Here is a 26,991-nt window from a genome sequence, read left to right as displayed (position 1 = left end):
CATCCGTCAAGCGCCAAGTACTTCGGCAGCAATAATGGCTCAATACAGTGGTGGTCAAAGTTTTACGTATGATTCAAAAGTAGTAGCAAATGGGTATCTTTGGGTATCGTATATGAGTTATAGCGGTGCTCGGCGTTATGCTGCAATCAAGAATTTAAGTACGGGTCAAACATTTGGAACAGATTCAAATAATTTCTCATTTAATGGAATGAGCGTTACTACTCCAACTAATCCAACACAAACTCCGACTACTCAAGGTTCTAAAGCAGAGCAAATTATTTCACTAGCTCGTCAGCAAATTGGTAAGCCTTACGTATATGGGGCGACCGGACCTAATTCATTTGATTGTTCAGGCTTAGTTCAATATGTTTACAGGCAAGCTGGTATTAACCTACCACGAACAGCAGCTCAACAATCTACACGCGGATATAGTGTTAGTTTTAGTAATTTACAACCGGGTGATTTACTATTCTGGAGTAATTCTAGAGGTGTATATCATGTCGGAATTTATACAGGTAACGGCAATACACTATTTGCACCGCAACCAGGACAAACAGTCAAGGAACAACCAATGCGTTATTGGATGCCTAGTTTTGCACGTCGTGTTTTATAATTAAGAAATTTGTTCTTCTAGTTTAATATAGAAAACCCTACTGCTATAATGGTGTAGTGTGTAGGGCATTTCTATATTTAAATTATTAAGTTGGAGTACTTTTATGCAAAAACTATCTATTAAACAACTAATAATAATCACATTGTGCTTATTAGTGCTGGTGGTTGGCGGCATGACTATTCACCAGCGTCGTCATTTTAATAAGAATGTTAAGATTGATAATGTGTCGGTTAGTGGTTTGACTGCTAAGCAAGCATTAAAGAAGTTACAAGATAATCCACAATCGCCAAAAATTTATGTTAACAATGAGTTAGTATTTACGGATAAGCAATCAGTAGCAAAGTTTAGTAATGCTGATAAACAAAAAATTGTAAATGCATTGCATAGCCAATACACTTTTTTCCCATCATCTAAGGTAAAGAATATTGCGGTTAAGCCTCAAAGCATTAATCAAGATGAAGTATCAAAGATTGATCAAGCAGTCAGGCAAAAGGTAATAGAATTAAATAATGGTCGAAAAGCTCCTGTTGATGCTTACGCTGTATACGAAAATGGCCGAGTACAAGTAAAACCAGCAGTTGGTGGTACTCAATACAGTTTAGATGGTTTGCATAATAAAGTTGAGAATGAGATTGCTGGCGGAACTCTTTACTTGAGGCCAGTATACAAAGCTCCGCTTTCTGCAAATAGTAAAACTGTTCAGAATGAAAAAGCAAAGCTCGAAGAATTATCAAAACGAACTGCCACATACCAAGTACAAAACAAAAAGTATCAATTAAATTGTGGTGAAATTATTACCAGAGCAACATATCAAAATGGGAAATATCACTTTGACACTGGAGCAGCTAATTCAAAGATTGATGAAATTAATAATACCCAAGCAACTCTTGGCAAATCATTTGAATTCAAAACCCATGATGGATCAGTGATCAAAACAACAGATGCTGGCTCGTATGGTTGGAAGATCAGTAAAAAACAAGCTGGAAAGACTCTTACAAATGCATTGGTTGCAAATAAGCAAACAGTAAATGCCAAAAATGATATCTATGGTAAGGGATATAATCAGCATGGAACAGGTTATGAGACTACAACCAATAATGGCATCGGTAATACCTATGCCGAAGTTTCGTTAGCCGACCAACATGCATGGTTCTATAAGGATGGTAAATGCGTTCTTAGCACTGACATTGTTAGTGGGACCAATAACAAAGATAATGAGACGCCAAAAGGCGTCTGGTATATCATGTACCAGCAAACACCGTCTGTCCTTCGAGGCCTTAACGATGATGGCTCGAAATATGCAAGTAAGGTCCAATATTGGTCACCATTTACTGATAGTGGATGTGGATTTCATGATGCAAGCTGGCGTCATGATTGGTCGAAACAAGCTTACCTCGCTAAAGGTGGCGGATCGCATGGATGTATCAATATGCATCCAGATGTTGCCGGACAAGCCTTTCACGACTTACAGAAAAATGAGCCTGTGATTATCTACTAAAGGAGAATTTATTATGCGCCCAAGTGCTGAACGCTCAATAATGATTGCGGTTGTTTGTTTTATATTAACAATTATTATTTCATTCGCCTTGTCTGAGGGATGGGTAAAGTAGGGATTTAACGATGGACTTAGAAAAGAAGAAAAATTTGGTAATTATTAATCTATTTTATGTTGGATTAATTTTGATTTACTGCATTTTGCATGCAGGACCGCTAAATTTAATGGTATTTTTAGTGATGTTAATTATTGCGAATTTAGTAGGAATATTAAATAATAATTAATTTTAAAATGTTATGGGAGGATTTAATCATGTTAGAGAAAAAGTATAAAATTTTAACAAAAAAAGAACTACTCAAACTATATGGTGGATGGGGTTATTCTTTGTGGCTAAAATATGGTTGGAAAAAGACAGTAAGACAGTGGCTTAAGGGATGATTCAATTAACATTTTTTCAATCATTTATATCAGACTTCTTAAATGTTGTTGAAATAATAATAATTTATAGGTTGCTAGTAAAAGAATTAACTGTAAAAAAAATACTAATTGATTGTGGTGTTTCTATTATTATTTTACTAATAGGTGCATTTATATTAAGTTCATTCTATATAGTACTTATAGTTTTTTATTTATGGTTATTTGATAGAATTAAAATGAATCCGTATATCCTTTTAAACAGTATATTTGCGATGTTTACAGCAGTTGTACTGTCGTCTCTTTTTGACTTAGTTGACCATTGTACTTATGTTCTTTTTATACAAAAAAATACAGATTTATCTTTAGTGGGATGGCTAATTCCATTTAATGATTTTCTTACTGCAACTATTGTTAGTATTTTAATACTTAAATTAGTTCGTCCTAAGATTAATAAATTTATTGAAAACTTTCCTCGCCCCTTTCATCTATGGGAAATAACTGCTGTCTTTTTTATGCTATACATTTGGTTAACAGCTATTGCTGAAAAAGAAGGTATCGCTAATAAATATGCTTCTTTATTATTAATAATGTATTTTATAATCATTATAATATCCTTCGTTGGCTTTCTTAATTTTGTTAAAAGCAGTGAACAAAATCAGCATCAACAGCGACTTATTGATAACTATAAGGCACAAATTACTAGTGCCCACAAAATAAATAAACAATACAATGAGATTCGGCGTGAACGTCATGATACACGTAATATGCTTCTCAGTGTTCAAGGATACATTCGTGATCATAAAGATAAGGAAGCCGAAGAATTATTAACGACGTTTCTTCAAAATGATACAGTTGAAAAGCATTATGGTGAAATTGATAATGCATTAGATAAGATTAAAATCTCCGGCTTGCATAATCTTGTTAAGGAAAAGGCTTATAAAATAGTAGAAAAAGGTATTCCGTTTTCGTTTGAAGTTAATGCTGAGATCGACGAGTTGCCGGGTTCAGAAATAAAAACTGCACGGATAATTGGAATTTTAATGGATAATGCAATTGAAGCAACCTTTAAACAAGCTAAACCATATATTCAGTTTGCATTGCTTAAGCACAGTCCAGAAGTTTATGAATTGGTAATTGCTAATTCGATTGAACAAAAGCTTAATATTAATACTGCACTAAAATTTGAACATTCGACTAAAGAAGGGCATCAAGGAATTGGCCTTTCAAATGTGACCCAGTTGGTAGAAAATGATGACCATTATTCTTTTTCAGCGGAAGTTAAAGATAAGGTAATTATGATGACTTGTTTTATTCAGGGAAAGTGAGAATAAAATGTTAAAAGTAATTATTTTGGAAAATGATGATTATCAAGCTGATTATACTGAGCGTCTAGTTTCTCAGCGAAAATTGATTAACGCTACTCCAAATAGTTATGACATAGAATTATATTTGCAGACAAATGATCCGCAAGAAGTGATTGATAGTATCAAAGATGAGGCTTATTTAGCGATTTTAGACATTGAGCTAGACAATCAACTTAGTGGGATTGATGTTGCGGAGCAAATCCGCAAAAGGGCTGAATTTGCCGAAATTATCTTTGTAACTGCATATCAAGAATATTTACCTTATACTGTTTCGCGCCGAATTGAGCCATTTGATTATATATCAAAGGGTAAGCAGATTGAGTCAATTGCGGATCGTCTCCGAATTGATATTGATGAGGCATATGCTCGCTATCAGAATTATGTAAGTAGTAATCAAAAACACCACGAAAAAATTACCTATGAACCTATTCGTGGTGTAAAACGCCAAATTGATTTGGAAAATCTTTACTATATTGAATCAGTAAAAAATACAAATCGACGGTTACGGATCGTTGGAAAGGATATTCGAATTGAGTATCATGGTGAGCTAAATCAAGTTGATAGTAAACATTTATTGAAAGTTAATCAGAGTACTCTTATTAATCCTAAAGCAATCCAAGAATTTAATCGTAAAGAACGTGTAGTTTACTTTGATGAGAATCGAGAAATTAAAGTGACTGTTAGTTATCGAAAAATAAAATCATTAGTCGATTTTCTCGAAAAGGAAAACCACTAACTACTTTATTTTCAAAGAAACTGTGACAAAAAGCTGTCGTGGTTTCTTTTTTATTGTCAAACAATTTTAGTAAACGTTTTCAAGAATTTTACTACGAATTCTGCAGAAGGACTTACAAATTTTGCAAAATGACACAGAGAAAATTTTTACTTATATACTAAGGGTGGGATCAAAGTAAGGTATTATGCATTGGAACATAATGTTAAAATCCTAACTTTATCGTATCAGGAGGTAATTAAAATGACTTATCGTAAATTAAACTTCGATGAATTAAGCAAGGTTGCTGGTGGATGGAGTCTCTCTTCACAGGTTAATGAACTAGTTAAAGATATTGTTAATTCCCTGAACAAATGGGCTCAATCTTGCTACGCAGGCTATCAAGCAAGTCCATTTCACTAATAATTTATAATTTAATGATTATGAAATTTAACCACGATTTTTATATCTATATTATAGTGACATTCTTCTGGGTCTTAGCAATTCCTAAAGCAGGTAACATTTATGAAATAATTATATGTATAGCTTGCACAATCATTGGTATTTTTGCAGCTCTACGAATTTTATTTAAAAATAAATAGTATCTTATAAAAATATAAAGCCCAGAATCATTATTAATTTTGGACTTTATTTCTTTGTCTAATTAGAAAGCAAGGTGAATGAAAATCAATTATCCTCATTATGTAGCTCAAGTTGATGAAGCAGATTGCGGAGTCGCCGCGTTAGCAATGATTTTGCACAATTTTGGGTCTGTTTACCCGATCGCAAAATTACGGGACTTAGCACGGACGACTAAGCAAGGAACTACCGCCTTAGGACTTGTAAAAGCAGCAAAACATCTTGGATTAGACGTTATTCCCATTCAAGCAGATATATCATTGTTTGATGATCCTGAAATTACTTACCCGTTGATCGCGCATGTGATTAAGGATGATTTACTTCATTACTGTGTCGTTTTTAAGGCTGATCAAGATTACATCTATGTAGCTGATCCAGATCCTGCTACGAAAGTACAAAAAATGACTCGGAATGAATTTGGTCGTTTATGGTCAGGTGTATGTTTACTTTTTTCGCCTGCTAAGGGATATACGCCACAAAAAGAGCCTTTAGCTGGATTAATGACGATGTTTCGACAATTAACTAATTATAAAAAAGATATATCAGGAATTGTCATTGCGGCATTATTAATTACCCTCATAAGTATCGTTGGATCATACTATCTCCAATTAATTATTGATCGTTTTATTCCCTCGAAAAATATTAATGGCTTAGCGATTTTTGCTGGTAGTTTATTGGTAGTCTATGTGTTCAACTCTCTTTTTAACTATTTACGAGACGTTCTCTTGACTAGGCTAGATCAAAAACTAACATCACAAATAAGCCTTAGATATATACACCATGTTTATCGTTTACCGATGAGATTTTTCTCCACAAGAAAAACAGGGGAAATTACTTCAAGGTTTAATGACATTAATAAGATTATTGATGCCTTATCAAGTACTATTATTTCAATGTTTTTAGATGCTGGCGTGATGGCGATTATTGGAATTGTTCTCTCTTTGTATGATCGGTCATTATTTTTAACCACAATTAGTGTCATTCCAGTTTATATCATTATCATCTATGCCTTTACTAAGCGCTTTGCTAAACTGGATCAAGAACAAATGGAGAGTAATGCTCAATTAAGTTCTGCCATTATCGAGGATTTAAAGGGAGTAGAGACGTTGAAAGTACTGCAACTTGAAAATATTCGCTATAAAAATGTTGAAAAACAATTTGCAGATTTCTTACGAAAGAATCTAACATATGTTAAAACTAAATCTTTTCAGGATGCAATTAAAATGTGGATTCAATACAGCTTAGTAACAATCATTCTTTTTCAAGGAGCAATTTTGGTAATTCAGGATCGCTTAAGTATTGGGACATTGATGGCCTTTAATGCATTATTGGCCTTTTTTATCAGTCCATTACAAAATATTATTAATCTTCAACCTAAACTCCAAGAAGCTAAGGTAGCGAATAACCGATTAAATGAAGTGCTGCAAGTTGATACCGAAAAGTCAGATACGAATTCTCAGGATCAAACAGATTTGATAGGTCCGATAAACATTCAGCATGTTGACTATTCATATGAATATAATCGTCCAATTTTACAGGATATCAATCTTCAAATTAGTTGTAATGATAAATTGGCAATTGTAGGATTGAGCGGTTCTGGTAAATCGACCTTGGCAAAGTTGTTAGTTGGCTTTTACTTACCTACTCAAGGACAGATAGAATTTAATCAGCATAAAACAACAGAGATTAATCTTTGCGATATTAGACAGTATGTGCATTACTTACCCCAATCGCCACAATTATTTTCGGGAACAATCAAAGATAACTTGCTAATGGGATTAGACCGTGATGTATCTGCTGAAGAAATCGATAATGCATGTAAATTGGCATTAATCTATAACGATATTCAAGAGATGCCCCTAAAATATGAAACAAAACTAGATGAAGAAGCAACCGCATTATCTGGTGGTCAAAAACAACGCTTGACGATTGCACGAGCACTCCTAACTTCTGCGCGTGTTTTAATTTTCGATGAATCAACAAGTAGCTTAGATTCAATTACTGAAAAAAGAATCGTTGAGAATTTGCTTAAGATTGAAGACCGCACAATGATTTTTATTGCCCACCGCCTTTCGATTGCTAAAAAGGTCAACAAAGTAGTAGTAATGCGCAACGGAAAAATCATTGAGCAGGGAACTCACCAAGAACTTTTGAATCATCATCAAGAATATTATGATTTATGGAATGTATAAAAGGCTCCGAACATTGCTGTTGGAGCCTTTTTTCAGTCTTTATTAAACATAATTGCGAGCATTGAACCGATAGTAAAAATTATAAAGAAGATACATAGTAGCGACTCATCTAATGGAAGCGAACCATCTGAAAATGGAGCAATCCATAGAAATAAAAGTAATAAATATATGTAAAAGAAACCGTCACGCCAAAAGTCTTTATTGAAGTGAATTTTCATTAGTTCTCCCCCTAAGACAGTATATGTACCTTATTATAAGGAAAGATCTAATTTAAAGGACACTTTGCAAAATTCGTTAAGTTTCTTGCAGAATTCGTATAAGTTGCCTATTTAGAAAAACGTCCTGGAAAAAGCCAAGGCGTTTTTTCAACTAATCAACTTTTACAAATCCATCTTGAACAAATTTTGTTCCGTAGGTCAGGGTGTTTTCCACGGGACACTTTGCGGCAACGTCAGCGAGGAACTTTTTAATGTCCTCATCAGACTCACTACTGCGAAGATGTGGTTGGTAACGGATCTCAGTAAACTTGCTGACATTTTTTCCATCAGCAACGTCTTCACGACCAAGATCGCCCTCGATCGTTACCCAAAAAGCTCGTAAGTCAAAGTTACGTTTTTTAGCTAAGGCCTGGGCAGTAATTGCTTGACAAGCACCAAATGACGCAAGAAGAATTTCTACTGGGTTCATCCCCGTATTTGTACTTTCAGGTTCATCAAAGGTAATTTCAAAACCACGGGTACCGGCTGAAACTTGCATTCCCGTTGTTGTCTTAGTTGCTGTTACTTTATATTTACTCATAACCGTGCCCTCCTTTAATACCCATAGTGTAATCGAGACGATACTTTTGGTCAATGAGGGTGCTCAATTATAAGTTGATTTCGTGAGGTGATTTTCCTCCATTAAGGATTGTCATCACATCATCAAGTGAAATATCCACCATATTTTTGACCGCTAAATTAGTAAAGAAGGCAATGTGAGGAGTAAGAATAACATTATCCATTTCGTGTAATTCTTTAATAAGGGGCTGATCATCAAGCCCTTGTTCTCGACGATTTGTGGCCGCCACCGTTTCTTCACCTTCAAAAGTATCAAGGGCGGCTGCTGCAATTGTTCCCCTTTTTAGGGCCGCAACTAAATCAACTGTATTAACGACAGGACCGCGACTAGCATTGACCAAACCGGCAGTTGGTTTCATCATTGCAAAGTCGTTAGCAGTCAACAATCCTTTGGAAGTTGGGTTTAAATCGACGTGGAGACTAACAACATCGGCTTGCTTTAGTAATTCTTCTTTAGAAACAAACTGGACAATTCCATTGAGGTCAGTGCGTGGATTTGTGTCATATCCTAGGACAGTAGCACCTAATGCATGAAGAAGTTTTGCCAGAGTTCCCCCAATGCGTCCAACACCAACAATCCCAATCGTGGCAGTATGAATTTCGGTTGATTGTTCATCACTAAACCAGCGGAAGTCATTTTCAGCGACTTGGTGGTCAAAGCGGTAAGTTTTCCGAAGTAACCGGAAAATCTGCATTAATGCAAACTCAGCGACACTCCGCGGTGAATATGCTGGTACATTGGTCACGATTAAGCCATTTTCGTTAGCCTTTTTGATGTCGAGCATGTCAAAACCGGCTGTCCGGGTCGCAATCTGTTTGAGACCATTGGCATGTAATTTTTCATAAATATCAGCTGGAACTTTACTGCGTTGCTGAATCACGAGTCCATCAATATCGGCAGTTAATTCGACAGCATCATCAATCAATTTTGGTGTCGTTAAAATTTTAACGTTATGTTCTTTGACGTATTCTTTAATGGCGGCCTGTTCATCGTCCCGCACGCTTGTCATTAAGATTTTTGTCATGTTAATTCTCCTTATTAATGAAGGTAGCAATATTATCAAGAGCGGCAGTTAAGTTTTCCATGCTAGTCGCATAACTAATTCGGATGTAGCCTTGACCACCAGCACCGAAGAAGGAGCCGGGAATCACAGCAACTTTACCTTCATTAGCGAGATCTGTCGCGAATTTAAGGTCATCATCACCATATTGTTTCGGAATTTTAGCGAAAACATAGAAGGCTCCCTGAGGATTAATCAGCTTGAATCCTAATTTTTGCAGGTCATTAACCACAACGTCTCGCCGTTGCTGATAAGCTGCTTTCATTTCCTGGGTAGCTGTTTTTCCTTCGTCAGTACCGAATGCAGCAACTGCGGCGGCCATTGCCGGGTTAGAGGCCGCAGTTACTAGCATCGCGTGAATTGCACTAACTGCTTTCATCAATTCTTGCGGACCAGCGATAAAGCCAACGCGGTAGCCAGTCATTGCATGTGACTTTGAGGCCCCATTTAAGATAAGCGTTTGTTCAGGAATGTAATTAGCAATTGAAGTATGGGTACCGTCATAAACGAGTTCAGAGTAAATCTCATCAGCAATTACAATCAGGTTAGTTGACTTAATTGTATTGGCTAGTGCCTTAATTTGCGTTTGGGTGTAAGTAGCACCGGTGGGGTTAGAAGGATAGTTGAGGACCACTCCTTTTGCGTTAGGATGTTCTAGTAGCACGCTTTGTAATTTTTCAGGAGTAAGAACAAAATTATCATTGCTTGTGTCAACTTCAATCGGCATTCCACCCAGGATCTTGGTAACTGCCATGTAGAAGGGGAAAGTAGGGGTTGGAATTATAATTTCATCACCAGGATTAATAATAGTAGAAAGAGAAGCGAAAATTCCTTCCGTGGCGCCAACGGTTACAGCGATCTCACTTTCTGGCTTGTAGTCAAGCTGGTAACGGTTTTGCATGAAGTGGGCGATTGCTTGGCGTAGTGCTAAGGTCCCATTTCCTGGAGCATAGTGTGAATCATTGGCATTGATGCTGTCGATTGCGGCCTGCTTCATTGCATCTGGCACATTAAAGTCTGGTTCTCCTAATGTTAACTTAATGATGCCAGGAATTGTGCTGACTTGGTAGTCAAATTCGCGGATTCCACCAGGAGTAAGTTTAGCGAAATTATTGTTAAGGCGACCAAGAATTCCTTTTTTAGTAGTTGGCATGATAAGTTCCTCCTATATAATATGTAAATTTAGAAAAAAGAAGCCCTGAATGCTATAAGAATAACATCCAAGGCTTCTTGATCAGATTGGAATGAGTATAAAAGAGGCTCTCGGATGTTGGGGGCATCCGAAAACATCACAATGATAAAATCACTGCTGGTTAGCGGATGGTAATCGCGCTAAACCAGAAGACATACGCTTGATTCAAGTGAATTGTCGCAGTGATCATTATTGTGTCCTCCTTTTGATTAACTGATTATTAATAATTCTAATCATTTTTTAATTTATGTCAAGATATAATTAGGAATTATTGTTAATTACAAAATTGTTTATTGGCTACAAATGTAAATATAATAAAACGGCAAAATACTTATAACTATTAGTTCGCTTTTAATTTAATGTCAAAATTATATCTCACAATTTTTTTTATTATTTTGAGCCTTTTTTATTGCCTTACTCCACAGATGTGGTACAATAAGAATCGTAAAGGAAGTGGGTAGTAATGCGGATCGATATCAAACATTATTTGGACGTTAACCACTTAACTATCTATCAAGTTTCCAAGCGTTCCGGTTATGGCTACACGACTTTACACAAATCGTTTAACAAACCACAGTCTAGTTCGACCTCGCTTAACCTGCGTGATCTTGATGCCTTGGCTCGTGCTCAAGACAAGAGCATGTGGGAGGTCCTAAAAGAACTAGAAGAGCATTACCTCGAATAGGATTGTGGCGTTACTGTAGCCACAGGAGGTCAGATGCATTTTTGACTTTCAGAATATTTAGACTACGAAACTTAGAAAATTATTATATTTAATTGAGGAGGGGTTACATATGGCTCAAAATCCAATGAATCCATTTGACAATGACATGAATGACATCTTTAATCAATTAATGGGTGGCATGAATGGTTTTAATTCTGATAATCGGCGTTACTTGATTAATGGTCGTGAAGTAACACCAGAAGAATTTGCTGAATATCGTCGGACTGGTCAATTGCCTGGCGGGGCAAATCCTCAACAAGGTGGTCAACCAGGCCCTCAACCTAACGCTGGTAAAGACAGTATTTTACATAAGTTAGGACGTAACTTAACTCAAGAAGCACGTGAACACGAACTTGATCCTGTTATTGGACGTAATAAGGAAATTCAAGAAACAGCTGAGATCTTAAGTCGGCGGACAAAGAATAACCCAGTATTAGTTGGGGATGCCGGTGTTGGTAAGACCGCTGTTGTTGAAGGATTAGCCCAAGCAATTGTTTCTGGTGATGTACCAGCTGCTATTAAGGATAAGGAAATTATTAGTATTGATATTTCTGGCCTTGAAGCAGGTACTCAATACCGTGGTAGCTTTGAAGAAAACATGCAAAAGTTGATTGATGAAGTTAAGAAGGCTGGAAATATTATCCTCTTCTTCGATGAAATTCATCAAATTATTGGTGCTGGTTCAACCGGTGATGGTAACGGCTCCAAGGGAATGTCCGACATTATTAAGCCAGCTTTGTCTCGTGGTGAATTAACCGTTATTGGTGCAACAACCCAAGACGAATACCGAAACACCATTATGAAGGATGCTGCATTAGCTCGGCGGTTCAATTCTGTTACTGTTAATGCTCCAAGTAAGGCTGACACGGTTGCTATCCTAAAGGGTATCCGTGATCTATATGAACGTCACCACAATGTAAAATTACCAGATGATGTTCTCCAAGCAGCAGTTGATTACTCTGTCCAATACATGCCACAACGGGCATTACCAGATAAGGCAATCGATTTGATCGATATGACGGCTGCCCATCTTGCAGCAAAGCACCCTGCTCGTGATGCCAAGGCAATTGAAAAGGATATCAAGGCAGAAGAAAAGAAGCAAAAGGAAGCTGCTAAGAAGGAAGATTACAAGGCTGCACAAGATGCTAAGGAAAAGATTTCTGACTTGAAGAAGCAGTTGAGTGAAAATTCTGAATCCGAAAAGGTTACTGCTACTCCAGAAGACGTTGCTAAGGCTGTTGAACAAATGACTGGTATTCCAGTTTCTAAGATTGGTGCTAGTGACGTTGAACGTTTAAAGGACATGGACAAGCGGCTTGAAGGCAAGGTTATTGGTCAAGACGAAGCTGTTGAAGCAGTTGCTCGTGCTATTCGTCGGAACCGGGCCGGATTTGATGAAGGCGACTCTCCAATTGGTAGTTTCCTCTTTGTTGGACCTACTGGTGTTGGTAAGACTGAACTTGCTAAGCAATTAGCTCTTGATATGTTTGGTAGTAAAAATGATATTATTCGGTTAGATATGTCTGAATACTCTGATCGGACAGCTGTATCTAAGATGATTGGTGCTACTGCTGGTTATGTTGGTTATGAAGATAACGGTAATACCTTAACTGAAAAAGTTCGTCGTCACCCTTACTCAATCATTCTTCTTGATGAAATTGAAAAGGCTAACCCACAAGTTATCACTCTCTTGCTTCAAGTACTTGATGATGGTCGGTTGACTGATGGACAAGGTAACACTATTGACTTTAAGAATACTGTTATCATTGCTACATCAAATGCTGGTTACTCCAACGATGCGCCAGTTAAGATGGGTCGGAACGAAGATGAAGAAGACTTAATTAAGAAGTTAACTACTTACTTCCGTCCAGAATTTTTGAACCGGTTCAATGCAATTGTCGAATTCCACAGCTTAACTAAGGAAGACTTGAAGCAAATCGTTGACTTAATGCTTGCTGAAGTTAACCGGACATTGGCTAAGAAGGGCATGGATGTTAAGGTTACTGATACTGCAAAGCAATACCTTATTGATGAAGGTTACGATGAAGCCATGGGTGCCCGTCCTCTTCGTCGGGTTATCGAACGTGAAATCCGTGATAAGGTAACTGATTACTACCTTGACCACCTTGATGCAAAGCACCTTGTTGCTGAAATGAAGGATGGCCAACTCGTAATTGTTGATGCTAAGGATGCTTCAAAAGACGATAGTAAGGAATATACTTCACCATCAGAAAAGAAAGATGATGAAAAAAAGGAAGACGACAAGAAGTCTGACGACAAAGATAAGAAAGACGAAAAGTAATCCTCCTTTAGTATAAATGAAGGGCTGGGGCTTAAGACTACTATAGATCAAAAGTTAACAGCACGATATATAAATAGGTCTCAAATATTCGGGAACGCCGAAGACTTGAGGCCTATTTGTGTTTATGGGGGCGTGACTACGAAGTCATTTACGGCTTCTCTCATGCTCTCTTTTTTCAGTTAAAGTGTATTTTCTTTAATGAGGATAGCAAGAAATAGTGTTCCAATCTAACCTGAAAAGGAATAACGGGAACTTTATATTGATTATTTGCCGGCTACCAAGTTGATCAAGTTGTTTCAAGTGGTCAGCATCTTTTAATTGATAAGCAGAAGCAGCATTGATTATTAGCATAAATTGTGGAAAAGCATTGCACACTGCTTTAAGGTATCGATAATCGGCTCCTGGTTTAATTTTGACTCGCTTATAACCAGCTTTTATTGCTTGTTGGAACTTTTGTACTAGAATTGTTGGGGAAAGCTGGATTCCGATGCTAATTGCCAACGCTTCTATTAGGTCCTACGTTGCAGTACTGACTACTGCTTTAGCCATATTATTTCTTTTAATCATGCAAAAAAGAGTTGTTAGTTGGACAGGAATGGTTATTTCGTGCTTGAGTAACAAAGGGATCAGAGTATCTTTTAATAAGGTATAGGCACTATGCCTAAATTCTTCAGTATAAAACACTAAATGCAGAACATTCACAGTAACCAGTGAAACCACCTTTATCAGGGAGAGCAATTAGTATAAAATCTTCTGTGTTCATTTTTATTTTGGAATAAAAAGTGGAATAATACGCATAAAATAATTGCTGACTGGTGAGAATTTATCAGAAAAAATAACTAAAAAAGGGCAAAAATAGGATTAAAACTATTGTTGGCTTATCAATTCATTTGTTTAATCATAAAAATGGATTAAAAGAAACACTTTTTCTAAAATATAAATTAAAAGAAATGCTTATTTATTAGCCTTTTCCGAGGATATCATGTGTTAAATGATGGCTTGGAATTAGTAAAATTATAGCTACTTATTTGATTTGCGAAAGTCTGATAATGAGACAAATTAAAATGATTGTAAGCGTTAAATTAACTGGATTTAGGGATGAATAAAGGGTAGTTTAATCCTCTATAATTATCGCAGGAATAGTTTGAAAATTTTTTAACTTTTTTTTGAATATAAATATTATTTAGAAAATTAAAATTAAGTTTTGTGATTTTATTCTTTCACTAATCGTGTAATTAGTTCGAAAATACCGTGAAAGTAGCTTCTAGACCGTGACTTAAGATTTGTTCACGTAATTAATAAATAGAAGTTTAGCTTATAAGGTTGGCTACTTAACGGATGAATAGTAAAAATGCAAAAACTATCGTTAAAAAAAGTACCTTCCTTGTAATTCCCTAAAACCTTGATATAGTAGGAACTGTTAAGTCATTAGGTAATAAGCCTTGCATGAATAATTTGTTTTATCTTGAATATTTTTTCATAAACGGGGGTTTATGAAAATGGGGATTTTGGATATAAACAATTAGCGTTCACCTGCTTTGATTGCGGGGGCAATCTTAATAGCAGGTGTCATCACTACCACTTCAACGACAGATCTACACGCTGATAATCGTTAAAATAATGCACAAGTAAGTAACGACCAAGTTACTTACAACTAATGTCTAGGCAACTGCTGGTTAATAACTTGCACAATTATAACCAGCTAATGATTAGTAAAGAAACTCAATAGGCTACGGCCAATGAGTAATCAACTGTTGCGGAGCCTGCACAATCGTAACCCTCAATTGCTGCTTAATAACAATAAATTAGCGCACAACAACAAAACAAAGCCACTCAACGGGCAGCTAATGATCAATAATATGCATAACCTGTTAATCAAGCTGCTAAATTCGACGAAGTAGTTACCGATATCAATGCACAATATCGGAAGGTTTTAAGTGATATTGTTAATACATAAATACCTATTGCAGTTGTATCGGTTATAACACAAACAGCTGCAGTTGCTGTTACTATAAATAGTGACATAAAAGACAAATTGTTGATTTAGCTGCCATCGTAAAAAAAGCGTCGTAAACTATTCCGCAGCGGTTAATAAATACAGAAGAGAGCGAGGCAGAAGCCACTCGTGTCTTCGTTTTTCGACGCGAAGCTAGTCCCCGTAAGCAATAATAGGCCTCCAATGTTCGGTTTTACCGAGCGTTGGAGGCCTATTGTTGTACTGCGCTATTTATATATCCTATAGTCTATCAATCAATGGTTGCATAAAATTATTATTGATCTTAGTAAGTTTATGGTGATTGACTAAGTTTAATTCATAGGCTAATCGTTCAGGATCATTTTGGTCATTAACTTTAATGATTCCTCGTTTTTTAAAGTTAAAATTTTCAACAATATGCTGCATTGCTTTATTGTGACGGTGAGTATCAACCCGAAAGTTGTTGATTCCTTGCATTTGGCCTACTGTTAACAAGTTAGAAAAGAGCAACTTGCTAAGCCCTTGTCCCCGGTAATTACTACTGATAGCGACTCGGTGGATGGTAGCGTAGGGCTCATCTGGTTGTTGCCACTGTCCCTGTGCAATGTTACGATAAGTCGGTTCTGGTGTAAGTTGAAGAGTAGCAGTTGCCGCTACCTCATTATCATTAATTAATACCCAGTTTGCTTGCATTGCAATATCTTGAGCAAAAGTTTCCCGATCTGGATAACCGTTTTGCCATTGTGGACTACCATTCTTCTTTAGAAGTTTTTTTGCATCATTAATTATTTTCATGATCGCTGCTAAATCTTGAGTTTGAGCGCGTCGTAAATATACTTCTGCCATTGAAATCCTCCCTTAATTGATAATATTTCTATTGTACGACATTTGGCTTGATTCGGTGAAAAAATAGGTGAGATGATATTTCAGAAACAAGTAGTTTGCGTTAGAATGAAAAGCAATGATATGAATGGGGGATAAGCGATGGCATTAACATGGGCAATTATTTGGTGGTGTTTGCTACTGGTTATTCTCGTCAATGAAATTGCCGCTATTTATACTGTTTTTCGTGAAAAACGGGATATTGCTGCAACTTGGGCATGGCTCTTGGTACTAACATTGATTCCTGGTTTTGGCTTTATTTTATATGCCTTCTTTGGGCGAAAACTACCTCATAAACGATTAGCCCGAATAAAATCACAGACACAATTAAAACTAAAACAAGCACTAGAAAAGCAAAAGCAACAATTTATTAATATGCCGAAGCCTAAAGACCAGACAGTCCAGATTTATCGACGGACTATCATGCTCTTTCAGAGTATTGATGACTCGTTTTTGACTCGACATAACACCGTTAATATTTTTACAAATGGTAATGTGCTTTTTAAAAAAATGTTTGATGATATTGCGGCAGCAAAAAAGAGTATCCATATTGAGTTTTATACAATTTATAATGATCAAATTGGTAATGAATTACGGACATTACTTGAACAAAAGGCTGCTGAAGGGGTTGAAGTTCGCGTTCTTTATGATTCATGGGGATCGATGGGAGTCTGGCCAAGTTTCTATGATCATTTACGTGAAGTCGGTGGTTATGCGGCTCCGTTCTTAATGTCGCGAAGTAATTTTTTTGACTTTCGGATAAACTATCGGGACCACCGGAAAATCGTTGTTCTTGATGGTGAGATTGGTTATATTGGTGGCTTTAATGTTGGTGACCAATATCTAGGACGAGTTCCTAAATTTGGCCCATGGCGGGATACCCACCTTCGAATTATTGGCGGGGGTGTTTATGGCCTTCAGCGAAGGTTTATCGGCGACTGGAATGCGTCAATGAAAAAAGATAAAGATAAGATTATGCATTACCATCCTTACTTCCAACCAATTAGGGTTCACGGTAATGTTGCGCTACAGACTGTCTCTAGTGGTCCTGAAGCGCCATTAGAAAAAATTAAAATGGGGTATTTACGTCTAATTAATGCTGCTCAGGATCACATTTGGATTCAAACTCCCTATCTAATCCCTGACGATAGTATTTTGGATGCGTTAAAAGTAGCAGCTCGCTCAGGGATCGATGTTCGGATTATGATTCCTTCAATGCCTGATCACGCCTTTGTATATCGGGCAACGCAGTATTATGCACGAGAGCTCGCTAATCATGGTGTAACAATTTATTATTACCAAAAAGGTTTTCTCCATGCCAAAACAATGATGATTGATGGGCGGATGGCTTCGGTTGGGTCTGCTAACCTTGATTTTCGAAGTTTTAAATTAAACTTCGAAATTAATGCCTTTATTTACAGTCAAAATACGGTAGATAATCTCGAGCAAATTTTTGTTAATGATATCCGCGATTGTCAGGTAATTACGCCTGCAATGTTTGCCGATCAACCACGCTGGTTAAGATTTAAACAAACGGTATCGCGGTTACTTTCCCCAATTTTATAATGATAGAACGAGTAGGAGTGAAATACATGCCTACTCGTTTTTAGCTAAAGAATATATGTTCGTTTTATGATAAAATTAGGGCAGCACTTTAAACGATAGAAAGGATTAAAGATTATGGGAACACTGGGATTTGTTTTAGGAACAGCAGCGATGGACCATCAGCAAGTGTTGGTTGATCAATTAGTCGACCAGATAAAGAATGCGTCTGCTGAGGAGACTTTTTATTATTTAGTGCCTAACCATATTAAGTTTGAAACTGAAATTAATGTCCTTGCTGGTCTTCGTGATCGCCAAGGGCTTAGCGGGAGTGATAGGTTTGCCTCTTCACGAGTGCAGGTGCTGTCATTTAGCCGCCTTGCTTGGTACCTTTTGCGAGATACCCCCGCCTTTCAAAAGCAACACCTTTCTAAGATTGGGATGGCGATGCTAACTTCTCAGGTTGTTCAAGAACAGGCGAATGATCTCCGTTTATATGCGAGCGAAGTAAAGCAACCGGGATTTATTCAAAAGATGACAGCGCAACTTGAAGAATTAAAGAATGCCAATATAACAGCAGATGACTTAGCTGATATTATTTCCCAGGTGAAGTCAGCAAATGATCCAGCTGCTAATCAAGCGTGGCTAGCGAAAATGCATGATGTTGAAATCATATATCATGCTTATGAAGACCGCTTGCGTGATCGGTTCATTGGTAATAGTGAGCTATACCGGCAATTAGTAACTTACCTTCAAAAGTCGCCAGAAGTCGCTAAGATGCACTTCTTTATCGATCGCTTTGCTCAGTTTACTGCAAATGAACAACAGGTGGTTGATGCATTAATTACGAATGCAGCTTCGACAACTATTTCTTTAACTCTTGATCGTGGGTACCCAGACCAGAATCATCCGAATCCCAAGGAACTTCCTCCCCACAATAATCTGTTCTATTCCTCCGCAATGCAGTTTCGCCGTTTGTGGAAATTCGGACAAATGCATCAAAAGGAAGTGAAGGTTTTACAAAATGTAGCATTTGCAACGACTCCTCGTGTTAATGCAGACCTACAACAGGTTGATTCGTATTTTAAGCGGTATGCAAGCGAACCGATCGGGCCTGGCGAACGAGAAAATCTTTCTTGTCCTTCCAATATTCAATTTATGACGACCACCAATCGGATGACTGAACTGAATAATGTGGCCACCCGGATTCGACAATTAGTTGCTAGTGGTAAATATCGTTATCGTGACTTTCTTATCCTTAGTCGGCACCTTAATGGTTATCAGACAATGATTGAACCGGTTTTTGCAGCGCATCAGATTCCAATTTTTAATGATCACGAACGCTTGATGGATAATCATCCGCTAGTAACGCTTCTCACAACACTATTAGAATTACCCCAACGAGGATATAAAACAGCAGATATTATCCAATTGCTCAAGACGTGGTTACTTGTTCCGCGGACTGGTACTGGTGATCTGATGGGCCTAAGTGATTTTCAAGCAGCTGTTTTTGCTACTGAGAATTGGTGCCTTAAGCAGGCAATCGAAGGAAAAGGTGCTTGGACAACCAATGATCCAGAAAAGATTAAACAATTATGGCAAGCGCCAGGAACGGACCTGAGCGATCCAAAGTATGAACAGTCTCGGCTGAAAAAATTAAACGACCAGTTAACTCTTGTAAAAGATTTTGTTGCTAACCAACTACTGCCAGTCTTAGACCAGTTTAAACAGGCACAAACAGGACAAGATCTTGCAACTGCTTTATATCAGTTCTTAGCTGCAATAGGAGTTACGGAACGATTATACGCGTGGCAGCAATACCAAAGTACTCGTGATTTGGACCTTGCACGTCAACCACAACAGGTCTGGGCTACTTTTTGCCAGATCCTTCAAGAATATGTAGAGATTTTAGGTCAACAGGAACTACGGGAGGGAACCAATGAGGTGCTTACTAATTTTAGTGAGTTACTCCAAGCAGGGTTTGCAGCCGCACAATATTCACAGATTCCTGCGACTTTAGATCAAGTAGTAATCTCGGAAACTGGAATTGTCCAAAGTGAAAATCGAAAAGTAGTTTTTATGATTGGCTCAACTGATGATGTAATGCCGGAGCTGCAAGAAAGTGATAGTTTGCTAACTGACCAAGATAAAGATATTTTAAGTGCTTATCTTGATGAGGATTTTCAATACCTTCCGGGAACAGCAATTGACCAATTAATTGATGAGCCGTTTGTCAACTATACTGGTTTTATGAACGCTAAGGAACGGTTAATTTTCTCGGCACCGCTAACTGATAGCGATGATAAGGAGCTCAGTATGTCGCCATATATGCATGATATGGCCCGTTACTTTGGTCAAGCTGTTTATGAATATCCATTAGCTACAAGTAAGGCCGGCCAAGAAAACGCTATTGAGTTTGTTAGTGCCCCGCTTGCAACAATAAACCGGTTAGTTGAAGTTAGTCGGCAAATTCGTGATGAACAAGGGGTGGGGATCGATCGTCAACCGGTCATGCCAGTTGGTTGGCAAACGGTCATTGAATCTTTGGTTAAGTTAACTAAGCAATGGCAACAAGCATCTGATGCTAAGCTCCAAACAGAAGGAATATCACTAGGTCAGCGCCTATCCTTAGTTGCAGCTGGGTTCCATTATCAAAATAAGATTGATTCCCTGGGCAATAAACTGGCGCAAGCCCTATATCTCCGGACGGCTCTAGATGCTGATCGTGATCGGGTATTATATGCTTCGATCTCTCAGCTGCAAGATTTTTATATTAACCAGTATGAATATTTCCTTAAGTATGGTTTGCGGTTGCAAAAGCGAGATGAGTTAACCTTATCTAATGATCGAATCGGAACCTTCTTCCATAAAGCAATGGAAAGTTTTGTTACAACAATTCGCGAAAATAATTTGTCATTTGCTGATCTGGCACACAAAGATAACCAGCTGCAACGTGACCAATTGATTGACCATGCATTAGTTACAGCCCAAGAGAATCAGCCCGCCTTATTACGCCTTGTCAATTCTTCGGCCCAAGCCCAATTCCAATATCAGCAATTAACCTCAATTGTTAAAACAATGTTAATTACTCTGTGTCGTCAAGCTGAATACACCGGATCACAGCCAATTAAAACCGAGGTTCAGTTTGGACGAATTGGTAATCAGCAGCCAGGCAACCTTGGCTCGCTTGACTATCCCCTTAAAGATAATCATCATATTTATCTGCGAGGACGAATTGACCGTATCGATAATCTTAAGCAAGGAGACCATAATTTCTTGACGGTTGTTGACTATAAATCGAGTAATCATCTTTTCGATCTTACATCGGCTTATTATGGCCTCTCTCTTCAACTCTTAACCTACCTTAATGGCTTACAGGCAAACTTAACAGAATTAGAAACGAGCAATCCACGACTAGCTGGAGCATTATATCTTCGGTTAAATAATCCAACAATTAAGGCTACAGAGTTAAAGAAAAATTCCCTTGATGATTTGAAATTAAAAGAGCACCAATATAAGGGAATTCTCTTGAATGATCCACAATTATTGCGGGAATTAGATAAAAGCTTAGGTAAGCAAGCCTTCTTATACCCACTCAAGGAATATAAGAACGGAAAAATTAAAGCGAATAAAGAAGCCCTTCTTGTTACTCCACAACAACTTGATTGGCTTCAAAATATGAATAAGGAACTTGTGATTAACGCTGGTAATCAAATTTTGAGTGGTGATTTAAAACTGAATCCTTACCGATTATTAGCTGGAAGCAACCGCCGAACAGGACTTGATTACAGTGACTTTTTGGACGTGTTTCAGTTTGATAATATGCTTGACCAGCAAAACTACCGGGACTTAAATCCTAATTTGGCAAAAGAAGCATTTGATGATGTAGTTCGAAACGATGATGAGGAGGATAAGAAGTAATGGCTGGATTTAAACCAACGCCTGCTCAATCCAAGGCGATTAGTGACCGTGGTGAAAATATTCTAGTTTCAGCTTCCGCGGGATCAGGAAAAACGGCGGTACTAGTAAATCGGACAATTGAATTAATTAAAGAAGGGCAAAGTATTGATCGCATGCTCCTCGTAACATTTACTGATGCAGCCGCAAAGAATATGCGGGATAAAATTAGGGCGGCCTTACAGAAAATAGTCCGCGATTCCTCTAATCCCAAAGATTTGCGTGACCGAATGAGTAACCAGATTAATCGGCTTGCAGCTACGGATATCAGTACAATCCATGCTTTTTGTTTAAAGTTGATAAAGCGCTATTACTACTTAATTGATCTTGATCCCCAGTTTCGGCTCTTAACTGATGAAACAGAGCGCTTGTTACTTCAAGAAGATGTCTGGCATGAAGTTAGTGAAGAGTTGTATCAACATGCGGAAGAGAAAGTTCCTGGAAGAGCTTCTTTTGGCGAACTAGTTCTTAACTTTTCTAGTGACCGTGATGACCAGGGGCTTGACGACTTGATTCTGCGGTTATATGAAATTGCTAATGCGCAGCCTGATCCTGAAAAGTGGCTTCAAAAGTTACCAGATAATTATGATTTAGGATCGCGCTCACTGTTAGAATCTAATTTTTACCAACAACAGTTAAAGCCCCTTGTTATTGAAAAGCTTAATCAGTTTATTCAAGATTATCGTGAATTAGCAACAAGGGCTAGGGATAATGGATTAGACCAAGCAGCGGAGGTTATTAGGAGTGATGAAGACCTGATGCACCAGCTTCTTTCCTCGTTAAGTGGTATTGCTGTTAGTGATGTTTGCCAAATGATGGCCCAGCAAAAATTTGGTAATTTTCGGGGACGGCCAGGGGCAGATGACCCACGTATTGATGTGTTTAAGGATATTCAAAAGCAACGTAATCAGCTAAAAAAACAGTGGGAACAAACAGTCAGTGATTATTTAGGGAAACTGGAAGCACCAGAACCAATTGTCAAAGAAAAGCTGATAACGGACTTAACGACTTTTCGTGATCAGTTTGCGGCCTTGTTGGGTAAAGCGAGTGCCAATCAATTAGACACTAAAACTGTTGATTCATTGCAAAAAGACCAACAGATGATGCAGGAACTTTTAAACTTATTGCAACCACCTACTTGGAATGCTATTCGGGACTTATTTGCTAATGCTAAGTTTGCACGGATGAGTGGTAAACCGAAAGACGATGAGGTAGCTGAGGAAGTATATAAATCATTAAGCAGTGCTCGAACAGGGATAAAAAAACAATTCGAGCAGTTAGTTGATCGCTTCTTTAATTATCGTGAAGATCAATTTCGAACAATTTCAACACGTGCCCAAGAACTTTTACGGGAACTGAGTGCGGTGACGATTAATTTTCGGCGACGGTACCAACAGACTAAATTGAATCGCCATGTCCTTGAATTTAGTGACTTAGAGCATTATGCATACGCTATTTTAACGCCACCAGACAACCGGCCAAACTGGCAAACCCTCGTCAAAGATCTTCAAAACCATTACCAAGAAATTATGATTGATGAATATCAAGATACTAACCGCCTCCAAGAAAGTATTTTAATGAAATTGACATCTTCTGAACGTAAGAACCTATTTATGGTCGGGGATGTTAAGCAATCGATTTATCGATTTCGTGAGGCCGATCCAACATTATTTCTCGGGAAATATCAAAACTATCGTCAAGGTGGAGACGGGGAAGCAATCGTCCTAGGGGAAAATTTCCGGTCGATGACCAACGTGACTAGCTTTACTAATGTTCTTTTTGAACAACTTATGGATAAAGAAGTTGGTGAGATTGATTATGATGAAGATGCTCATTTAAAATATGCGGCAACCTATTATGAAGAAAACCAGGATAATAAGGTGCAACCAACAGAAGTGTTGCTGTATGATGCCAATGCTATTAATCCAGCAAATGGAGACGTTGAACACGAGGATGACAAATTAGCTGGCGAATTTCGGATGATCGGGATGCGCATTAAACAGATGGTTGAAAACCAAGAGTTAATTTTTCATCCAGAAGATGGGCAGATGCATCCAATCCAATATGGTGATATTGTTTTGCTTGAACGGACAAAGTCAATCAATAATACATTGATGGAAGAGTTTAATAAACTTAATATTCCACTGACAGTTCACGATGTTGAAAGTTATTTCCAAGCTACTGAAGTTCGAGTAATGATGTCGTTACTGAAGATAATTGATAATCCACAACAAGATATTCCCTTAGCTGCAGTTCTGCGGTCACCGATTGTCGGGTTAACCAACCAAGAACTAGCCTTTATCCGTCTCCAAAATCGGTCGGTCGATTACTACGCTGCTTTGCAATCATTCATGAGCAATTACCAACGAAAGGCTCTTCGTCACCAATCACTTCTTACTTCTGAACAGGTAAGCGTGCTCTACCAAAAAGCAGATCACTTCTTAGGTTTGTTGCGTGTCTTTCGTCAAACGGCACAGCAACAAACTCTTGTTGACTTGATTTGGCAGATATATGACAAAACAGGTTACCTTGATTATGTTGGAGCAATGCCGGGAGGACACCAACGGCAGGCAAATCTCCATGCTCTCTATCAGCGCGCCCACTCCTATGAACAGAGTAGTTTTAAGGGACTTTATCAATTTATTCGCTTTATTGAAAAAATGCAGGAACATGACAAAGACTTAGGAGTGGCACCGACGCAGTTAACAGCAAATACGGTTAATGTTATGACGATTCACGGAAGTAAGGGACTGCAATTCCCCGTGGTCTTCCTAATTGATGCCACGCATGGCTTTAATAAGGGAGCGGCTCGTGAAAATGCAGTTGTTGATGCTGTGGCCGGGGTAGGAATTCGTTACATCGATGATCAACGGGTTATTTATGATACGCCTCAACGACAAGCAGTGATTGAAGAGATCCAGCGGGGAGAACGGGCAGAAGATCTTCGTGTTCTCTATGTTGCATTGACACGTGCTGAACAGCGGTTGGTCATTACGGGATCTTTTAATGAAGAAATGCGGACCCAAAGCCTTGCTGGTTCATGGCAGCGATGGCAAAAAGCCTATCAGAGCAACCGTTTACTAATTGGACCACAGCCGCGAATTACTGCCAATTCATTTATGGACTGGGTTGGTCTTGCCTTAGCGCGCTATCCAGAATTCAATGCTCAACAATTGAGTCGAGGAAACGTTACGCTAGAAGAAAGTACGCTTGCAGATACTAAAGTTACTGGGTTAGCGACTGATCCTCACTTTATGGCAAAAACATACACGGCTATTGATGTTAGTGATGGCTTGGCAAAAATTGGGCAAAGTGCTAGTGCTAATATAGCTAAAAAGAACAATACAGGAGCAACTAATGCCTCTGCCCAAGAGATTGATAAAATTTTGCGCTATCGGTACCCCCACCTGGTTGCTACTCAAACCACAGCTTACCAATCAGTTACCGATGTAAAACGGGTCTTTGAAGATCCTGATACGCGTGATATGGCGCGGTGGGATTTTGATCAGCAAAAAAAGGTAAAGACGCAAGGAATTTACTTAAATAATAATTTTGAGGTTCCAGCTTTTATTCAGCAGACTACTCATGAACCTGCAGCCACAGAAATCGGGACAGCAACACACCTTGTTTTCCAAAAACTACCACTTGATGAAGGGCTCATTGATGCGGCATTTGTTGATCAAGAAATTCAAAAATTAGTAGCAGAAAAATTGATCAATCCAGTTGTGGCAGCGCGAATTAATCTCGAAGGAATAGTAGCCTTTTATCAGACTGATATTGGTCAGAAGATTTTAAACCATCCCACTGATTATCATCGAGAAGTTCCATTCTCAATGATTATGAATGGTCATGAGTTATTTAAAGGAGTAAATGTTAGCGATGATGAACGTATTTTAATTCACGGAATCATTGATGGCTACCTAAAAACTAACGAGGGTATTATTTTGGTTGACTATAAGACTGATCACCTTAACAAAGATTACCGCGATTTTGATTTAGCACGGATAAAGGACCGGTACCGGGGGCAGTTAGAGCTTTACAAAGAAGCTTTGAATATAATGGAAGGGATTCCAGTTGTTCAAATGGGACTTTACCTGTTAGAATTAGGAGAGTTCGTGTTATTTACAAAAGAGGGTGATTAGTTGGTAACGATTAAGGATATTGCACAAAAAGCAGGGGTATCGGTTTCAACTGCTTCCCGAGCGTTGAATCATAATCCACGAATTAGTGAAAAGACACGCCAGCGAATAGCGACGATTGCTGAAGAGTTGGGTTATCAACCAAATTTCAATGCGCAGAACCTAACACGAGGCGAATCAAACATGGTAGGGATTATTTTTCCGGTAACCAGTGATACTGCACCTGCCAACCCGTTTCATATTGACTTGTTGCGGGGAATTAGTGTGGCGTTAAAGCCGATTCACTATGAAATGGTTGTAGCAATTGCACCAACTACTACTGACCTTCTACAAAGTGTAAAATCGATGGTCGAACAGTCAAAGGTTCATAACTTTTTAGTGCTTTATACTATTAAGGATGACCCCATTACCAATTATTTGCGCCAAAATAACCTTAATTTTGTCGCTATAGGTCACCCCGATAAGTTGCAAGACCGTTTTGTCGACAATGATAACGTAGCGGCAGGGCGGGCAGCGGCTGATTACCTGATGGATCATCAACAGGTTCACCACCCGGTATTTCTTCAATCTGCCAGTAATTGGGTATTTGAACAGGATCGAAATCAAGGTTATAAGCAGAGTATGAAAAGTCATCACCTTCCTGCTTTGAGCTGGCGATATTCACCAACAGGAATAGCAGTTAAAGATTTTATTAAACAACATCCACAAATTGATTCAATTGTTTGTGCTGATGACTTGTTGCTGGTACGATTAATACGGCAGCTACAAGAATTTAATTTACCAACTATTTGTTTTAATAATAGTCGGTTAATGGGGATGCTAATTAATCAGGAAGACAAGGTTGACTTACAACCCCGCAAATTAGGTCAGCAAGCTGTCGAATTGCTGTTTAATCCAGAAGAGCAATATCGAATTGTTGGTTTTAAAATAAATAGTTGATAAAAAGGAC

General features: G+C 38.1%; 19 protein-coding genes. 13 read left to right on the top strand and 6 right to left on the bottom strand.

The genetic code is table 11. The features are described 5' to 3' along the window. From H5R88_RS09575 to H5R88_RS09550, 7 genes are all read left to right on the top strand, one after another. Positions 1–613, top strand: a 613-nt coding sequence (locus H5R88_RS09575; protein ID WP_182600907.1) for a C40 family peptidase, incomplete at its 5' end; no start/stop codon positions are given. A gap of 103 nt (positions 614–716) precedes the next feature. Continuing rightward, complete coding sequence (locus H5R88_RS09570; RefSeq protein WP_182600906.1) at positions 717–2,111, top strand: L,D-transpeptidase family protein; 1,395 nt, start codon at positions 717–719, stop codon at positions 2,109–2,111. Positions 2,112–2,420: 309 nt separating this feature from the next. Beyond that, positions 2,421–2,546 carry a hypothetical protein gene (locus H5R88_RS09805; protein ID WP_255316889.1) on the top strand — a complete coding sequence of 42 codons (126 nt, stop codon included), beginning with the start codon at positions 2,421–2,423 and terminating at the stop codon, positions 2,544–2,546. A gap of 251 nt (positions 2,547–2,797) precedes the next feature. Next, positions 2,798–3,850 carry a GHKL domain-containing protein gene (locus H5R88_RS09565; protein ID WP_231795363.1) on the top strand — a complete coding sequence of 351 codons (1,053 nt, stop codon included), beginning with the start codon at positions 2,798–2,800 and terminating at the stop codon, positions 3,848–3,850. A 7-nt stretch (positions 3,851–3,857) separates the two neighbouring features. Beyond that, a complete protein-coding gene (locus H5R88_RS09560) occupies positions 3,858–4,625 on the top strand; it encodes a LytR/AlgR family response regulator transcription factor (protein ID WP_182600904.1) in 768 nt (255 codons plus the stop codon). Positions 4,626–4,865: 240 nt separating this feature from the next. Beyond that, the gene (locus H5R88_RS09555; RefSeq protein ID WP_182600903.1) at positions 4,866–5,024 is read left to right on the top strand and encodes a hypothetical protein; all 159 of its coding nucleotides are present in this window, start codon (positions 4,866–4,868) and stop codon (positions 5,022–5,024) included. A gap of 257 nt (positions 5,025–5,281) precedes the next feature. After that, complete coding sequence (locus H5R88_RS09550; RefSeq protein ID WP_182600902.1) at positions 5,282–7,432, top strand: peptide cleavage/export ABC transporter; 2,151 nt, start codon at positions 5,282–5,284, stop codon at positions 7,430–7,432. 32 nt (positions 7,433–7,464) lie between these two features. Here H5R88_RS09550 and H5R88_RS09545 read toward each other — a convergent pair whose 3' ends face one another. From H5R88_RS09545 to H5R88_RS09530, 4 genes are all read right to left on the bottom strand, one after another. Then, a complete protein-coding gene (locus H5R88_RS09545) occupies positions 7,465–7,650 on the bottom strand; it encodes a hypothetical protein (RefSeq protein WP_003665308.1) in 186 nt (61 codons plus the stop codon). Between the two features lie 151 nt (positions 7,651–7,801). Next, on the bottom strand, positions 7,802–8,230 hold the full coding sequence (locus H5R88_RS09540; protein ID WP_182600901.1) for an OsmC family protein: 429 nt from the start codon (positions 8,228–8,230) through the stop codon (positions 7,802–7,804). A gap of 67 nt (positions 8,231–8,297) precedes the next feature. Further along, entirely contained in the window at positions 8,298–9,293 is a 996-nt protein-coding gene (locus tag H5R88_RS09535) for a D-2-hydroxyacid dehydrogenase (protein WP_182600900.1), read from the bottom strand. Between the two features lies 1 nt (position 9,294). Beyond that, positions 9,295–10,482, bottom strand: coding sequence for an aminotransferase class I/II-fold pyridoxal phosphate-dependent enzyme (locus tag H5R88_RS09530; protein ID WP_182600899.1), 1,188 nt, complete (start codon positions 10,480–10,482; stop codon positions 9,295–9,297). A 502-nt stretch (positions 10,483–10,984) separates the two neighbouring features. Here H5R88_RS09530 and H5R88_RS09800 point away from each other — a divergent pair. Together H5R88_RS09800 and H5R88_RS09525 are read left to right on the top strand one after the other, a co-directional pair. After that, positions 10,985–11,206, top strand: a complete 222-nt coding sequence (locus tag H5R88_RS09800) for a transcriptional regulator (RefSeq protein ID WP_231795359.1) — start codon at positions 10,985–10,987, stop codon at positions 11,204–11,206. Positions 11,207–11,315: 109 nt separating this feature from the next. Then, the gene (locus H5R88_RS09525) at positions 11,316–13,547 is read left to right on the top strand and encodes an ATP-dependent Clp protease ATP-binding subunit (protein ID WP_220477611.1); all 2,232 of its coding nucleotides are present in this window, start codon (positions 11,316–11,318) and stop codon (positions 13,545–13,547) included. Positions 13,548–13,742: 195 nt separating this feature from the next. Here the strand turns inward: H5R88_RS09525 and H5R88_RS09520 are convergent, their stop codons facing one another. Continuing rightward, positions 13,743–14,048 (bottom strand): enolase-like domain-containing protein, encoded by a 306-nt coding sequence (locus tag H5R88_RS09520; protein ID WP_182600898.1) that lies wholly within the window; start codon positions 14,046–14,048, stop codon positions 13,743–13,745. A gap of 1,735 nt (positions 14,049–15,783) precedes the next feature. Further along, complete coding sequence (locus H5R88_RS09515) at positions 15,784–16,368, bottom strand: GNAT family N-acetyltransferase (RefSeq protein ID WP_182578835.1); 585 nt, start codon at positions 16,366–16,368, stop codon at positions 15,784–15,786. A 138-nt stretch (positions 16,369–16,506) separates the two neighbouring features. Between H5R88_RS09515 and cls the strand changes: the two genes are divergently transcribed. The 4 genes from cls to H5R88_RS09495 all read left to right on the top strand — a co-directional run bounded on the left by cls (position 16,507) and on the right by H5R88_RS09495 (position 26,981). Beyond that, a complete protein-coding gene (cls, locus tag H5R88_RS09510) occupies positions 16,507–17,970 on the top strand; it encodes a cardiolipin synthase (protein ID WP_182578836.1) in 1,464 nt (487 codons plus the stop codon). Positions 17,971–18,084: 114 nt separating this feature from the next. Next, complete coding sequence (locus H5R88_RS09505; RefSeq protein ID WP_182600897.1) at positions 18,085–21,867, top strand: PD-(D/E)XK nuclease family protein; 3,783 nt, start codon at positions 18,085–18,087, stop codon at positions 21,865–21,867. Next, the gene (addA, locus tag H5R88_RS09500) at positions 21,867–26,045 is read left to right on the top strand and encodes a helicase-exonuclease AddAB subunit AddA (RefSeq protein ID WP_182600896.1); all 4,179 of its coding nucleotides are present in this window, start codon (positions 21,867–21,869) and stop codon (positions 26,043–26,045) included. Before H5R88_RS09505 ends, addA begins: the two co-directional genes overlap by 1 nt. Then, on the top strand, positions 26,046–26,981 hold the full coding sequence (locus H5R88_RS09495; protein WP_182600895.1) for a LacI family DNA-binding transcriptional regulator: 936 nt from the start codon (positions 26,046–26,048) through the stop codon (positions 26,979–26,981). Positions 26,982–26,991: the final 10 nt, after the last annotated feature.

The sequence above is a fragment of the Limosilactobacillus agrestis genome (genome assembly GCF_014145585.1).
In the GTDB taxonomy this organism is placed as follows: Bacteria; Bacillota; Bacilli; order Lactobacillales; family Lactobacillaceae; genus Limosilactobacillus; species Limosilactobacillus agrestis.
This window is presented reverse-complemented; position numbering and strand designations above follow the sequence as displayed.

Bases quoted from the DNA above. Each gene is read 5' to 3' on its own strand.
- H5R88_RS09805 (WP_255316889.1), top strand. From the start codon at position 2,421: ATGTTAGAGAAAAAGTATAAAATTTTAACAAAAAAAGAACTACTCAAA.
- H5R88_RS09540 (WP_182600901.1), bottom strand. From the start codon at position 8,230: ATGAGTAAATATAAAGTAACAGCAACTAAGACAACAACGGGAATGCAA.
- H5R88_RS09545 (WP_003665308.1), bottom strand. From the start codon at position 7,650: ATGAAAATTCACTTCAATAAAGACTTTTGGCGTGACGGTTTCTTTTAC.
- H5R88_RS09530 (WP_182600899.1), bottom strand. From the start codon at position 10,482: ATGCCAACTACTAAAAAAGGAATTCTTGGTCGCCTTAACAATAATTTC.
- H5R88_RS09565 (WP_231795363.1), top strand. From the start codon at position 2,798: ATGTTTACAGCAGTTGTACTGTCGTCTCTTTTTGACTTAGTTGACCAT.
- H5R88_RS09555 (WP_182600903.1), top strand. From the start codon at position 4,866: ATGACTTATCGTAAATTAAACTTCGATGAATTAAGCAAGGTTGCTGGT.
- H5R88_RS09505 (WP_182600897.1), top strand. From the start codon at position 18,085: ATGGGAACACTGGGATTTGTTTTAGGAACAGCAGCGATGGACCATCAG.
- H5R88_RS09515 (WP_182578835.1), bottom strand. From the start codon at position 16,368: ATGGCAGAAGTATATTTACGACGCGCTCAAACTCAAGATTTAGCAGCG.
- H5R88_RS09800 (WP_231795359.1), top strand. From the start codon at position 10,985: ATGCGGATCGATATCAAACATTATTTGGACGTTAACCACTTAACTATC.
- addA (WP_182600896.1), top strand. From the start codon at position 21,867: ATGGCTGGATTTAAACCAACGCCTGCTCAATCCAAGGCGATTAGTGAC.
- H5R88_RS09550 (WP_182600902.1), top strand. From the start codon at position 5,282: ATGAAAATCAATTATCCTCATTATGTAGCTCAAGTTGATGAAGCAGAT.
- H5R88_RS09535 (WP_182600900.1), bottom strand. From the start codon at position 9,293: ATGACAAAAATCTTAATGACAAGCGTGCGGGACGATGAACAGGCCGCC.
- H5R88_RS09570 (WP_182600906.1), top strand. From the start codon at position 717: ATGCAAAAACTATCTATTAAACAACTAATAATAATCACATTGTGCTTA.
- cls (WP_182578836.1), top strand. From the start codon at position 16,507: ATGGCATTAACATGGGCAATTATTTGGTGGTGTTTGCTACTGGTTATT.
- H5R88_RS09560 (WP_182600904.1), top strand. From the start codon at position 3,858: ATGTTAAAAGTAATTATTTTGGAAAATGATGATTATCAAGCTGATTAT.
- H5R88_RS09525 (WP_220477611.1), top strand. From the start codon at position 11,316: ATGGCTCAAAATCCAATGAATCCATTTGACAATGACATGAATGACATC.